Source organism: Bacterioplanoides sp. SCSIO 12839, from assembly GCF_024397975.1.
In the GTDB taxonomy this organism is placed as follows: Bacteria; Pseudomonadota; Gammaproteobacteria; order Pseudomonadales; family Oceanobacteraceae; genus Bacterioplanoides.
In genome coordinates this window covers 252,501-267,384 of sequence record NZ_CP073745.1, presented here as the reverse complement: position 1 = coordinate 267,384, position 14,884 = coordinate 252,501, and the positions used below count along the sequence as shown (strand labels likewise).

10 protein-coding genes and 2 rRNA genes (1 of these 12 running past the window's edge) are annotated in these 14,884 nt (G+C 41.4%); 3 read left to right on the top strand and 9 right to left on the bottom strand.

What is annotated here, in order from left to right; all coding sequences use genetic code 11:
• The first annotated feature begins 3 nt into the window (after window positions 1-3).
• Genes KFF03_RS01305 through KFF03_RS01295 form a run of 3 tightly spaced genes read left to right on the top strand, consistent with a single transcriptional unit; the run spans window position 4 to window position 3,769 of the window.
• Complete coding sequence (locus KFF03_RS01305) at window positions 4-741, top strand: class I SAM-dependent methyltransferase (protein WP_255858472.1); 738 nt, start codon at window positions 4-6, stop codon at window positions 739-741.
• Window positions 742-750: 9 nt separating this feature from the next.
• Window positions 751-1,878, top strand: coding sequence for an acyltransferase (locus KFF03_RS01300; protein ID WP_255858471.1), 1,128 nt, complete (start codon window positions 751-753; stop codon window positions 1,876-1,878).
• Window positions 1,879-1,888: 10 nt separating this feature from the next.
• Window positions 1,889-3,769, top strand: coding sequence for a sulfatase-like hydrolase/transferase (locus KFF03_RS01295; RefSeq protein ID WP_255858470.1), 1,881 nt, complete (start codon window positions 1,889-1,891; stop codon window positions 3,767-3,769).
• A gap of 78 nt (window positions 3,770-3,847) precedes the next feature.
• On the opposite strand, the gene KFF03_RS01290 is transcribed toward KFF03_RS01295, so the two are convergent.
• From KFF03_RS01290 to KFF03_RS01250, 9 genes are all read right to left on the bottom strand, one after another.
• Window positions 3,848-5,794, bottom strand: a complete 1,947-nt coding sequence (locus KFF03_RS01290) for a hypothetical protein (RefSeq protein WP_255858469.1) — start codon at window positions 5,792-5,794, stop codon at window positions 3,848-3,850.
• Window positions 5,795-5,857: 63 nt separating this feature from the next.
• Entirely contained in the window at window positions 5,858-6,682 is an 825-nt protein-coding gene (locus KFF03_RS01285) for a 2OG-Fe(II) oxygenase (RefSeq protein WP_255858468.1), read from the bottom strand.
• Window positions 6,682-7,680, bottom strand: a complete 999-nt coding sequence (locus tag KFF03_RS01280) for a glycosyltransferase family 2 protein (RefSeq protein WP_255858467.1) — start codon at window positions 7,678-7,680, stop codon at window positions 6,682-6,684. The genes KFF03_RS01285 and KFF03_RS01280 overlap by 1 nt, the downstream gene beginning before the upstream one ends.
• Entirely contained in the window at window positions 7,677-9,677 is a 2,001-nt protein-coding gene (locus KFF03_RS01275; RefSeq protein ID WP_255858466.1) for a glycosyltransferase, read from the bottom strand. The genes KFF03_RS01280 and KFF03_RS01275 overlap by 4 nt, the downstream gene beginning before the upstream one ends.
• 6 nt (window positions 9,678-9,683) lie before the next feature.
• The gene (locus KFF03_RS01270) at window positions 9,684-10,829 is read right to left on the bottom strand and encodes a sulfotransferase family protein (protein ID WP_255858465.1); all 1,146 of its coding nucleotides are present in this window, start codon (window positions 10,827-10,829) and stop codon (window positions 9,684-9,686) included.
• Between the two features lie 7 nt (window positions 10,830-10,836).
• Entirely contained in the window at window positions 10,837-11,697 is an 861-nt protein-coding gene (locus KFF03_RS01265) for an ABC transporter ATP-binding protein (RefSeq protein ID WP_255858464.1), read from the bottom strand.
• Between the two features lie 7 nt (window positions 11,698-11,704).
• Window positions 11,705-12,469 carry an ABC transporter permease gene (locus tag KFF03_RS01260; protein ID WP_255858463.1) on the bottom strand — a complete coding sequence of 255 codons (765 nt, stop codon included), beginning with the start codon at window positions 12,467-12,469 and terminating at the stop codon, window positions 11,705-11,707.
• A gap of 265 nt (window positions 12,470-12,734) precedes the next feature.
• Window positions 12,735-12,850 (bottom strand): 5S ribosomal RNA (gene rrf, locus KFF03_RS01255).
• A 165-nt stretch (window positions 12,851-13,015) separates the two neighbouring features.
• Window positions 13,016-14,884, bottom strand: a 23S ribosomal RNA gene (locus tag KFF03_RS01250); it runs 1,019 nt beyond the window's last position.

Genomic DNA, 14,884 nt, shown 5'->3' with positions numbered 1-14,884 from the left:
TTTATGTCTATTTATTTACCTCCATCCTTAATTAATTTTGAACCAAAGCATATTGTTCTGAGTACGTGGATAGATCACCTACCCTTTGCTTACGATATTGTTGCAGCTTTAAAACCTAATGTAATTACCGAGCTTGGTACTGAAAAAGGCTTATCTTTTTTTGGTTTTTGCCAGTCAGTAAAGGAACATAACTTAGATTCTGTATGTTACGCAATTGATGGCTGGGAAGGCGATATTCATATAGGAAAATATGATATTTCGGTTTACGAGAACGTAGCCTCCCATGCTCGTGAGCACTATCGTGGATTCACCTATCTATTAAAAATGTATTTCAACGATGCATTGAAACATTTCGAAGATGAAAGCATTGATTTGCTCCATATCGATGGGCTACACACGTATGATGCTGTAAAAGAAGATTTTGAGAATTGGTATCCCAAAGTCGAGCCCGGTGGAATTATTCTTTTCCACGACATAATGGCTAAGCGTGAAGATTTTGGCGTATGGCAATTTTGGGAAGAAATTGAAAATAACTATGATACTTTTAAGTTTCATCATGGCTATGGACTTGGTGTGTTACGCAAACCGGGAGCACCTGAGAAAACTGATCACCCTCTTTTTAAGTTACTGTTCGAGAGTACTCCAGAACAGCAGAACCAGCTACGTGCACTGTATGTCCACGCCGCAGAACATCTTGAAGCAAAAAGAAAGCTGAAACGCCTAACAAAAAAATCCAAATAGACAAACAGAATGCTGGATTTCACATCAGGTATACGTGAAAAATCGTATTATATAAACGAGCTTGAATCTCTACGCGGAATCGCAATGCTCCTCGTGTACCTTTTCCATGTCTATGGAATTCAGTCTGGCAATCCTCCTGCTGATTATAGTTTAGTTTTCAGCTTTATCAGCAGTGGCAATACCGGCGTTACTTTGTTCTTTGTCTTGAGCGGATTCTTACTGTCCACACCATTTATTAGGAACTTAAGGGATAACAAGCCTTTTAATATAGGCCAATATTACCTCGCTAGATCACTGCGAATATTACCTCTGTATATCATCGCAGTAGTGGTGGCAATCGTGTTAACCGGGAAAGTAGATGAAGGAATACCTGCTTTGTTTTTTCAGTATGTTGGCTTCGACCTGTTCCCTTACAGTGTGGTTTGGTGGACTCTATCTACCGAGATTCAGTTTTACATACTATTACCAATAATTTTTTTAACTCTGAAGCACAAGCAATTTAGGTGGTTGCTCATACCTGTTTTTGCTGTATGGCTATACCTTTATTTCAGCCTTGCAATAAACACCAGCAGCCACGAACACTCAAACATAATCCAGAAGTCTCTTTTTGGTCGCTTACCTGCCTTCATTATTGGTATGGCAACAGCTTACTTTTATGTTGTGCACCCACTTTCGTGGCCTAATCAAACAAGTACTCGCTTGATTCATACCGTATTTTTAACTGTATGCCTGCTCTTATTAGGTGTTGTGCTGCAGCATGCGAGCAGCTTAGGGGATGAAAGCTCTGAAATGATCTGGCACCAGAGACACACCTACGAAGCTCTATGTTGGGCAGGCATTATGTACTCATTATTATCGCTAAGACCATTAGGTAAATTTATCCTTGTGAATAATTTTCTAGGCACCCTGGGAAAGCTTTCTTATGCATTTTACCTCATTCACGTACCAGTTTTGTTCTTTCTTATATACCCACAGAAAAGCTTGCTAGGGGATAGCGCATACCTAAGCTCAATATATGCCTACATATTACCCACAATTGCGTTTATAAGTAGCTTACTGCTCTCATTAATCAGCTACCAACTCATTGAGCTACCTTTCTTAAAAGCCAAACAGAGACTCTCCTCCAAATCAAAGTAGGATCACTAAAATGTCCTTTCTGCGTTCAATACAGATAATGACTCTAATCGGGTTATGTGCTCTTATTTTCACTATTAGCATGACGTTTCTTCCAGAGAAAAAAACAACCGAAAAAAAGCCAAATATACTTGTCATTATTTTGGATGATCTAGGTATTAATGATCTAAGCAGGAACAACAGTGAACTTAGCACCCCAAACCTAGATAAGATCGCGTCACAAGGGCTTTATTTTACCAACCACTATGCGGATGCAACGTGCTCTCCCACCAGAAGCTCATATATGACAGGAAAATTCTCTGTCCGTACCGGGTATATGAGCAATGGGCTTGGTCTTGACTCAGGAACTAAAACACTACCCATACATTTTAAATCCGAAGGATACAGCACTCACCATATAGGTAAGTGGCATCTAGGGCATACAACAGATGCTGCGTTACCAAAGATGCAAGGTTATGACAGTTTTTATGGATTCTTAAGTCAATGGCTGCTAAGGAAGCCTCATTCTTCGCCTATCGCCGAGCAAGACTATCGTAAACCGACATATAACAATCCCTGGATAGAAGATATCGATGGAAACTTAAAACAAATTAAGGGGCACCTCACCAATATTCTTGCTCAGCAAGTTGTTCAAGAGATTGAAGAAGGAGAGCAAGGCGATAAGCCTTGGTTTATAAACTATTGGATGTATGCGCCACACACGCCCATCGAGCCGACGAAAGAAAGTCTATCCTTTTATGACAATAGCCCAACAGGGAAGTACAAAGCATTGCTTAGAGATCTAGACAATGCAATTGGGGTAGTTGATGAAGCACTTCATCGTACATCGCAATACAAAAACACCATTGTTATAATAGTCAGTGATAATGGCGGAACTAATAAAGCCTATGACAACAATTATCCATACAATGGAAAAAAAACGCAGTATTTACAAGGTGGAACTAAAACACCGTTATTCATCCGCTGGCCTGAAACAATCCCCAAAGGCGAACGAAAACAAATTGTCTCTACCATAGATTTATACCCGACTATTGCTACTCTTATCGATTCACCAATACAACATGAAGTTGATGGCATTGATATTTCCCAAGCTATATTTAGTAATTCGAAGTTACCTGATAGAAAATTCATATGGGGGAGCCAAACATTACTCACCAACTCAGCAAGCATCCTGGATACTGGGAAAATGGTTCGATTAACCTATCAAAGTCCATCCCTTACATCACCACCTATAAAAGCATTTTTAGACTTAGAAGCTGACCCTACAGGTTATCAGAACAAAATAGACAGTGAAGACCCACGCATCGAAGAACTTAATGCAGAACTTTCGAAAGAACTTAAAGAAGCTACATTAATAGAAACCCAAGAAAAGCAGGGTGACTCTCATATATTACTCAGTGGCAACGACCTAAGAAGAACACCGGGTTTCACAGGTTTTACTTATAGTAGCAACTTTATCCCTAACGACTCAGCAGACGACTCCTCCTTACCTACTTCCTTGGTTTCTCAAAAGGGAGCCTGGCAAGCAACATATTCAAAAGAAAAATCTTTAATTAAAGTAAAATTCAAAAATGTATTGCTTGAAGGAAAAATCAGGCCTTCAACAGAATCTTGCCAGACAATGACAATATCTATTTATAACAACCGCCGCCTTAATAATTGGAAAGGAGCATCATCAAAAATCCGCGCTGAACTATACATAAATGGAGTATTAGCAGACTCTTCATTTAAAGAAGACAACACTATTATCACAACCATTAATAGCAAACCTACTGTAGTAGCCAGGTATAACTTGCTAGGGAAAACAGATAAAACTAAGTTATATCATGTCGCCATACCGTACTTCTCAATAACGGCAGAAAATTTACATAAAGAACTGTGCAAAACCATCTAGTATATTTTAAATAAAACCTATCAATGGTCTCAAGAGTAAATTTTTGAGGCCATTAAAATTCACTAACATCAGAAGAAATCAAATCGACAGTTCAAACTTCCTTTCCCAATCATTAATATTTTCATTTTCTCGATTATAGTCATCGTATTCCCAAGAATCAGAAAATAAAACTTTCGCTTCATTATTCATGTCGTTAACGATCCCTTTACATGGCCGTTGATAATGATCTGGAATGTAATAACTTTCCTTAGAGTAACCTGTCGCTGCCATGGCAAGACCAAAAATCATCTTAATGTCAGCCGAATTGAATTTCTCACCCATAATTTTTTTAGCTCTCATCGCTTTCAACTGTCGCTTCGACAACCAAGGGGATAGTCCACTAAAATTTTCTAATATTTGCTCGACACATAAATTACGGACCTTAGAGTATACTTCAAATTGCCATGGAAAGCTTTTTTTGACAGGAACTTCAATAGGATCAATATTAAATCCCAAACCATCAGCTTTTTTAAGTGTATTTCCTCCCCAGCGTTGGTTTAAAAATGGGATATCCAACAATTCTGGACAAGCATGACGAATTATCTCAAAGTGAATATCTTCAGACTTATTGTCTACAGTACTGGCTTGATAGCGTGCTAAGTCAAAGTCTATTAACACAGGAATGCGTCCTCCAGCACCATGCCTAAAATGAGCAGCTCCCCAATTGGACAAACGCTGATCAATATAAAATTTCATTTCTTGATTTAATATATGATTATTTTTATAAACCTGAACAACATCTTGAATATATCCACGTTGAAAATGTATCGCTCTATCATTCAGCAAGCCTAATTTATTGTAACGACAATATGCATTCAGCAATGCATTAACATTCTCTTCTTTATTATTCGTATCAATATTAAGTTTATTGCGATAAATTTCGCCTCCACCTCCCATTAATGAGCAAGCCCCTGGCAATCGTGGAATAACCTTTTCACCACCATCAAATGGGGTCAGCTGCCCTTCATATCGATTCGAACAATAAACAAACCGAGTTGCCATTTTCCTCGGGTCAGCAGACGATCTGGATTTATTACCTGAATTGACTTGGTGTAAGCTATCCAGCCCTAACTTTTTGGCAATAAGTCGCGCAACAATCACATCGCCATTATCTTCATCACCACTTGTCTGTATTTTATCGATATTACTTATGGCACCTGACCCCATCAACAGTGCCAATATCATTCGGGTATCCTTACCACCTGTAAGATGCGTATGTATTTTTATCCCCCGGCCAAGATACCAAGCCACTTTGTTACACATTTTCCCAAGAACATCTTCAATATAAGCATTTTTCTGTATATCAGATGAAAAGTATAATGGGGTATAAAAGTTGGTAGAAAAATTTCGTATTTTAAGTTCATTAGTGTTACGCGTTAACTCTAGGTAATCACCAGCAGCTAACTTTTGTACACCATCGTAGATAGTTTGGTCTCCCCATATCATGGTAGTAGAAGCCAACCAGGACATAGTTCGCCAATTATACTTACCTTCCAGATTAGCCTCTATGAATGAAGCAACCAGCTGAGCCGAATTACCAGTTATGAACAGATCTGATGAGTTGTGATAATAACAAGAAGAGTATCCACTAAAGTCAGAAAAAACCTGTATTAGATCACGATTAACATGAGCAATACTCCATGTTCCACCAAATTTCCGGTACATATCCTGGGGGTCGTTGTATTTAAATAGCTCCAAAATCCGAAGGGGAATATCGTCTTTTGGTGATATACCAACTTTTTCTAAAGTAGGAAGGCCCTCCACCATAACAGCGGATTTTTCAGTAAATACATAAGGCTTGCCATATCCAAATATTTGATTATTTGCAGAGAAACTTAAGAGTAAAGTATCACTCAAAAGCTGTTTCACACCAACAAATTCGGGTACGATCGATAATAATTTTGGTATTCGTTTTTTTGCTGCAGCTTTAACCGATTCGAGTATTTCGGGTTTTTTTACCTTTACCACTAACCAATAATGTTTCATTTTTGCTATCCGTGCTTATAAATTAACTTTTACGTTACCCTTAAAAGTAATGGTCTATAAAAATTATTTTTCTCCAGGAAGAGCCGGCCATATTGTTGCGTGTTTCTCATCGCTATCATCACTTGCTGGGCGTCCATTTGAGTAGTAATACATTGCAATTGAACGACGATACATATCATCTGGGCATGTCAATGGATGTGGATGCCCATGAAATGACCAACTTGAAGTATTGAAAATCACACAACGATTTAAAATAGGTAAAACACGGGACTGACACTCAGTAACATCGCGATCCCATAATTCAAGATGGCCACCATACTCTTCTTTCCAGTCAGGGTTTAAATAGAGAATAAAATTAATCCGCCTGTCCAGATTATAAACAGGATGTTTATTAAAGTCGGCATGAACCCGTAATAATCCTCCCCGCTTAGTTTGATGAACTCCTCCACCTCTTAATGTAGGGTCCGGTAAAAGACCATCAATATCAGTTAAACGCTGCAGAAACCGTAAAAACCCCTGAGAATTTAATTCCCAGAAAAGCTGCCGCATCACTGGGTTTAGTTTGCCTTCATCGTTAAGACCTACCTTGCCATGCTGGGCCTTCATTCCACCCTGTGTTTTGGCAGAATTATCGCGCTTTTGTTTAGAGAGATCAGGTTCAGGAATGGCATCTAACACGACCTTTAGTGAGTCTTTAGATAAGAAATTATCGACGACAACATGTGGAAAAGGAGTATTTACCTGATAAGATTCACGGTTATCACGAGCCATGGCATTAAGGCGACCAAAGTCGAGTAAAGTGTCACCCAAAGCTAAAGAGCCAGTGCTATTTGAACCAGAAGTTGAGCCCGATTGATTACTGAGTTTTTTAATAATTTCTTTCAGCATTATTCTGACTCCTTTTTGTCATAACTATATTTTTTAATTTCCCAGTAGGTTTCTACTGAAACTGGAGCAAAGATCAAGCTCTGCGCCGAAAAGCTACCAAAAACCAAAGCCGGAACTTTCGGTGGACGAAATGCTTCGCCACGTAGTGATTCATACTCCGCGAAATGAGTATCTAAAGCCGCTAAGCGTTTTTCTGCTTCCTGTCCTGTGGTCACCCCACCATGAAACTGATGAAAGGATCCTTCCGCAGCAATATTAATTAATTCAGTTTCAGGGTGTTCACAGGCTCGTTTGTAAAAATCCAAGTTAGAGAGACCACCACCGACTGAAGTAAAACCAGCATCGTAGCCACCTAATTCATTCCATAGCTTTTTTGATACTGTAATGCAGTTACTTTCCCCTCCTGAGAGAAAATAACCGCGCTTACTCGTACTACTGAAGCAGGCTATTTCAAACAGATTGTATCCGTTCTCTTTCCAGGCGACGGAAGATAACAATTCAGCTTCCATATGGGTGTCATAGCCTTCCTCCATGGCCTCCTGCTGAACCTTATGGCCCAAGTGATAGCCCGGCACTGAAATGACTGCCATTTCAGATAACCTGGTTGCTGATAGGGTTTGTTTGATCATACCAGGAGTAACCATTCTGGCCCCATCAATCATTACACAGATGTGCTCTCCTATAGCCTGCTCAGCAGCATAGTTAATAGCAGGTACAGGGCTTACACTGTCATCATTGCGATAAAAATAACGAAAGTTTTTTCCATGACTCAGAGCTCGCTGCTCGCCTAATTCCTCAGAAGAGGCATTCTCAACGACAATCACCTCGTAGTCTTCCTTCTTGATATCCATCTGATATTTTCGGGAAAGAGAATATAATGTGTTATTAGCTTGCTCAGCCATTTTATAGACAACAACAATAATCGATAATTTAGGGACTGGGGCTTGCTGCTGTGGAAACAAGTGTCGCTTAATATAACTCAAATATCTTCGCATCATGCTTTCCCTGCAATCTCTTTGAAGTACTCATAAGTCTCGCGCCCCTCTCGTCGATGACAAAACGACTTCGCTGTTTCAAGCCCCTGTGTCACAAACTGCTCTCGAAGGTCTTTATCTTCGACAAGCTTTTTAACTGATTCCGCCATCATCTGTGGATTTGAAGGTTCAATAGCTAAACAGTTTTCCCCGTTTACTGCGTACTCATTAACCCCACCGACGTTGGTCACTACACAAGCAGCACCACAAGCCATCGCTTCAAGTGCGGGTCTGCCAAATCCTTGAAAGACTGAGCTATCGATATAAATATCACAGCTACTATAGAGCTTTGCTAAAGCATCCTGACTACTAATTACACCTACATCAGTAACAGGGAAATCATCACTAATTTTCAGGCCATCTTCACCAAAAAAGACAATTTCAACATTATTTTTATCCACCTCCTTCCACAATATTTTTAGCGCTGCCAGCAAGTCTTCATATCCGCGTCGCGGAGTTCTAGGCCTGGCCATGGATAAAATTCGAATTTTATCTGAGCGTTCAACTTCACGAGGATAAAAAACTTCCAGATTCATTCCTAAACGAATCTTTTGAGTTTCATAGCCGTCCGTCTTTAACATACCTGATAGCCAGTTAGATTTGACGATTTTATTTCCGACTAATTCATATGTTTTTTGAACTTCTGAACGCTCACTCTTTTTATTTTCCGGAAAGAACCACGGTTCATAATCTTGTAAGAAATAAGCTGACTTTTTGCTTTTTTTAGATTCTACAACTTTGTTTACCCATGATGCTGTAGTCCAGTGAGTAGCTACAGCAATATCACTCTCTGGGAAGTACTTAATCAACTCTTCTACATTCTTGTAAATAATAGGGCGTGTCAGCAGCTGCCAATTATATATTTCTGGATATTCTCGGAGTGCAACAATCTTCGCATCAACACCCTGATGTATTAATTGGTTAACCAATTGAATTACGGATAAAACCCCACCAGCAACAGTTACATTATGCAAAACATAAGTGACTCGTAATTTTCCCTCTTGCCCGAACTTACGATAATCCGAATCCCTGTATACCAAGGCTCGTGTATTAGCGATATCATAACTAGCACGAATACAAGCTTTAATGCTGTTAAGATAATTTCGGTGTTGAAGTTGAGCACGTACATTTCTGTAAGCTTGGCGCAGGCCAAATATCGGGTCCCATCGAGATCCTGATTCCATTGCATCACGGTATTTCTGCAATGGGTTTAACTGATGAAAGACCTTGAACTGCTCTTGATAGTCATTCGCCCAACGTTGATCAAAAATTTTTCGATTTTTCTTGTAGCGCTCACCACGATCGGTAAAGGTACCTCCACCTTTGTGATATACATACACTGAAGGAGCTACAACTACTCTGTGTCCCTGAGTAGTGAGGCGCATACAGAGGTCAGACTCCTCACAATATCCCTTACCGTATATTTCATCAAACAGTGAAAGTTTGTTAATTACAGAACGACGCAACATCAAACAGAAACCAACACCGGTGACAATGTCGGGGTATGAGATATTCTGAGTATTAGAAAAATAATCATTAACTGCCAGGAAGCTAGCACCTGCATACATCGGGACATTTATTTGTGATGCATGATTGGTTAAAGGGTTTACACCTGCGATTTTCTCATCTGATTCGCCACACTTAAGCATACTGTCTAACCACTTAGGTGTAACGATAACATCGCTGTTGAGCAGCAAACACCACTCGAGCCGACCTTTGCTGAAACCAATATTGCAGTTTTTTACAAAGCCCTGATTTTCATCATTTACGACAAGAGTTACATGATCATACTGATCCGCTATTCCTTGCAAATAACCATTGGTTTTTGCGTCACTGCAATCATCGAGTAACCACAGGTGGTACAGAGAGGAGTCAGTATAACGGAGTACGCTTTCAACACAGTCGACAACGTAGGTTAAGCCATTAAAAACCGGTATTAATATATCTACTTTTTTACTCAATTAAACTTACCGCTCTGAATACAGTTCGAACAATTCACGATGATAACCAATTAGTTTCTGAACATGGCCATTAAATGATAAAGGTGCTAAGCACTTCACGAAAAGTGCAATAACCTTCGACTTTCCAATCCAGCGAGCAATAGGGTCAAGGTGGGAAACCAGTGTTTTTTCATAACGAAGCTCAGCATTAACATCACGAAGCTCAGATATTTGCATTTTAAATTTTTCACGCGTATTTAAATGATGTTGTTCTAACTCGTTAAAACGCTGCTTAAGACTGGTTTTGTAACTTTGAAGTTCGTCGTATTTAAATTTAACTCTTGAATATTTCTTTAGATTAAGCAAACCTTCATCTCTATCAGACATAGAAGGTACTACAGCTTTAATATCAGGTTGGATAGTCGCGCCTTCACATAACGTATTTATGTATTTACATAATGCGATTTGATTTGAGCTCATTAAGTCTTCATTACCGCTTGAAATTTGATTTCTGAGTGAAGCCTCAACGGTACCCTTCAGTTCTTCAGGATTAGGAATACCTAAATCATTTGCACCAAACTCAATAAAAAATTCTTCCAGGCGTTGAGCTTGCTGCAGCTCGTTATTCAGTAAATCTTTATAATCAATAAAGATACTAGGCACAGAACCTAAAGTTGCCAGCGCGTGTGAGGCGTACACCTCCCACAGAGTAAGCCCGAATTCCAGGTCAAAATCATTTCTGGCACTAAGACTCTTGGCAATTTCTAAGGGAGATCGATGAATATATACAATAAGTGGGTTATCAAGTGCATCTAACCATAAGGGTAAAAGCAAGCATACTCTAGGGTCTTTAATTACAAAACTTGTTCCGGCCAGAGATAAGTTGCCAGTTATTTCTTTCGCTCCCTGAAGAAAGCTGGCACGAACATCGCTGGATAAACTATCAAGGTTAAAGTGCGTTAAGGTATCCCACTCGCACCCCAGAGCATGCAGAATCTGGTCATTTAACCTGCGTACATCCCTTCGTTCCCAAAAACCTTTGGGATTCTCTTTATTGGCTCCGATACTATCCTTCAGGTCACCAAAGTTAGCTCCCATATTAGATAACAAGTGGGTCAGAGCCGAGGTTCCTGAACGATGCATACCTACTACGAGTATTTGTCCTTGTTTCACTGCTTTATCACCTTAGTAGCATCTTCTTTGATTGATCATTTCTCATCTCAGCAGTTAATGCTTTGTCAAAGTCTTCTATTACGGCAAAGGGGTCATTTTTCTTACCTTCTGCACGTACTTGGGACTCAGGAATTCCTTTAGCCTCAGCGATAGCTCTGCATATCGTATTATATTTACGATAATTATCGATAACGCGCTCAGGCTCCCCAATATCCACTATTCTTCCGTGTTCTAACCAGGCTGCACGATTACATAGTGATTTAACAGCTATAGCACTATGAGATACAAAAACGATTGTACGATCAGATTTTACCATTTCACGAATAGCGGCAGACGACTTGGCCTTAAATTCGTCATCACCAACACCAAGTACCTCATCAATAAGCAACATGTCTGAGTTTGCATATTTCGCGACTGAAAAACCTAACCTGGCTTTCATTCCTGAAGAGTATGTTGAAACTGGTTTATCTATATGATTTTCCAAGTCAGCATAATCAATAATATCTTGTTCTTTGGCCGCTACCTCTGTCCTGCTAAGACCAAGCAGCACAGCACTCAAGAGAATATTTTCACGGCCACTCAGATCTGGAATAAAACCGGCTTGCAAGGACAACAAAGATGCAGACCTCGCATGATTAGTAATACGACCTTCACAAGAATCAATAATTCCGGCTATCAACCGCATTAGGGTACTCTTACCAGCACCGTTTCGACCGATAATAGCCAGGCTCTCACCTTTACGTATTTCGAGGTTAAAATCTCTTAAAACCCAATCCTTTCTGCTCTTGAATGTCCCTACTCTTTGCTTATATGAAACGCCGACATTTTGGGCAGAGAAAATAACCTCACCATTGTGATTGTTCGACATAATGTTACTAAACCAGCTTGGGATAGACTTTATCAAAACGCTTCAAAACAGCGACAGACATGGCCATCAGTATTAGAGATAAAACCCCGTAAGCAATCAGAAATTGTGTGTCTGGTTGCTCTCCGCGAATTAACACCATGCGTTGGCTTTCAATAAAAAAAGCCATAGGGTTAAACATGAAATAAAAATATTTTTCAGGATCTATATGTTCTATACGATAAAAGATCGCGGACATAAAGAACAACAATGTCATGCCGTAATCAACAAAACGCTTAAGATCAGGAATAAGGGGGATCAGAGCAGCAAGAAAAAAACCAATAGATAATGTTAATAGGGCTTGGCAGATAATAAGTGGCAAAGACCACCACCAAGTCTCGAGGCTTGCCATACTCGAGCCCACAAGAACCACGGCAAGCATAGTCAAAACAATAAGGAATCGAAAACTATTTGCTAAGAAAGGCACCATAGGTAACAAAACCTTAGGTAAATATACCTGCCCTATTAACCCTCTGAAACTTACGATGGAACTGCTACATTGCTTCACTGATGCATCAAACCAGCGCCAGAAAATCAAACCGGTTAATAAAAAAACTACAAATCCACTGTCGCCCTGGCGTAACCCCAAGCCAAATACAACGTAAAATACCGTCATATAAATAACTGGCTCTAAAAACCACCATAAAACGCCTAAAAAAGAACGTCTTACATCTGCTTTTAATTCAGCTATTGAGCGAATCAGTAAAAATTCTCGATAAGTACTTTTGTTATTCAATTACTTTTTGCTCACTGCGGATGGTTTTATTGAGATTGAAAACCAATTGTTATGGATATGATTATACCCCAGTGGATTATTCGTAGATATTATTTCCAGCCAAAGACTGGACGTCAGACTTATCTTTCATGCAAAGACTAAACGGCAGGATGTTGCTCGTCAGAGCGAAGCTGCCCGCAGGGTATCGCCAGGAATGATTACCAGGCTTTTCTTACAGGCAAGAAAAAACCCCGATCGCATGAGCGACCGGGGTTTTAGGATAAGAGCTTGACGATGACCTACTCTCACATGGGGAAGCCCCACACTACCATCGGCGATACTGCGTTTCACTTCTGAGTTCGGAATGGATTCAGGTGGTTCCACAGCTCTATTGTCGTCAAGCAAAGCTTGTTGCATCGTGATTGTCTTACGCGCTCTGCAATCAGTCAGCTAATAGGTTGGATACATGAGTATGTAATTAAGATTCTCTCGCGAACCGGCGGTGCCGATTATTTTTTACTCTATTTAAGAGTTTGACTTGTTAACACCACCAAGTTTGGGTGTTATATGGTCAAGCCTCACGGGCAATTAGTACAAGTTAGCTCAACGCCTCACAACGCTTACACACCTTGCCTATCAACCAGGTAGTCTTCCTGGGCCCTACAGGGAACTCGAAGTTCCAGTGAGATCTCATCTTGAAGGGGGCTTCCCGCTTAGATGCTTTCAGCGGTTATCCTGTCCGAACGTAGCTACCGGGCAATGCCATTGGCATGACAACCCGAACACCAGAGGTTCGTCCACTCCGGTCCTCTCGTACTAGGAGCAGCTCTTCTCAAATCTCAAACGCCCACGGCAGATAGGGACCGAACTGTCTCACGACGTTCTAAACCCAGCTCGCGTACCACTTTAAATGGCGAACAGCCATACCCTTGGGACCGGCTTCAGCCCCAGGATGTGATGAGCCGACATCGAGGTGCCAAACACCGCCGTCGATGTGAACTCTTGGGCGGTATCAGCCTGTTATCCCCGGAGTACCTTTTATCCGTTGAGCGATGGCCCTTCCATACAGAACCACCGGATCACTATGACCTACTTTCGTACCTGCTCGACGTGTCTGTCTCGCAGTTAAGCCGGCTTATGCCATTGCACTAACCTCCTGATGTCCGACCAGGATTAGCCGACCTTCGTGCTCCTCCGTTACTCTTTGGGAGGAGACCGCCCCAGTCAAACTACCCACCACACAGTGTCCTCGATCCAGATAATGGACCTGAGTTAGAACCCCAAATTGACCAGGCTGGTATTTCAAGATTGGCTCCACGCTAACTGGCGTTAACGCTTCAAAGCCTCCCAGCTATCCTACACAAGACAATTCAAAGTTCACTGTGAAGCTATAGTAAAGGTTCACGGGGTCTTTCCGTCTAGCCGCGGGAACGCAGCATCTTAACTGCGAATTCAATTTCACTGAGTCTCGGGTGGAGACAGTGTGGCCGTCGTTACGCCATTCGTGCAGGTCGGAACTTACCCGACAAGGAATTTCGCTACCTTAGGACCGTTATAGTTACGGCCGCCGTTTACCGGGGCTTCGATCAAGAGCTTCGCCGAAGCTAACCCCATCAATTAACCTTCCGGCACCGGGCAGGCGTCACACCCTATACGTCCACTTTCGTGTTTGCAGAGTGCTGTGTTTTTAATAAACAGTCGCAGCCACCTGGTATCTTCGACCGGCCAGAGCTTACGGAGCAAGTCCTTCACCCTAGCCGGCGCACCTTCTCCCGAAGTTACGGTGCCATTTTGCCTAGTTCCTTCACCCGAGTTCTCTCAAGCGCCTTGGTATTCTCTACCTACCCACCTGTGTCGGTTTAGAGTACGGTTTCTTTGTAGCTGAAGCTTAGAGGATTTTCCTGGAAGCATGGCATCGACCACTTCGGACTCCGTAGAGTCACCGTCATCACGTCTCGGCATTGAAGACCCGGATTTGCCTAAGTCTTCTGCCTACCAGCTTAAACACGGACAACCAACGCCGTGCTGGCCTAGCCTTCTCCGTCCCCCCATCGCACTACAAACAAGTACAGGAATATTAACCTGTTTCCCATCGACTACGCTTCTCAGCCTCGCCTTAGGGGCCGACTAACCCTGCCCCGATTAACGTTGGACAGGAACCCTTGGGTTTCCGGCGAGGGAGTTTTTCACTCCCTTTATCGTTACTCATGTCAGCATTCGCACTTCTGATACCTCCAGCCTGGTTCACACCTTGACCTTCAACGGCTTACAGAACGCTCCTCTACCATGCACAAAGTGCATCCGTAGCTTCGGTGTACAGTTTGAGCCCCGTTATATCTTCCGCGCAGGCCGACTCGACTAGTGAGCTATTACGCTTTCTTTAAAGGGTGGCTGCTTCTAAGCCAACCTCCTAGCTGTTTTAGCCTTCCCACATCG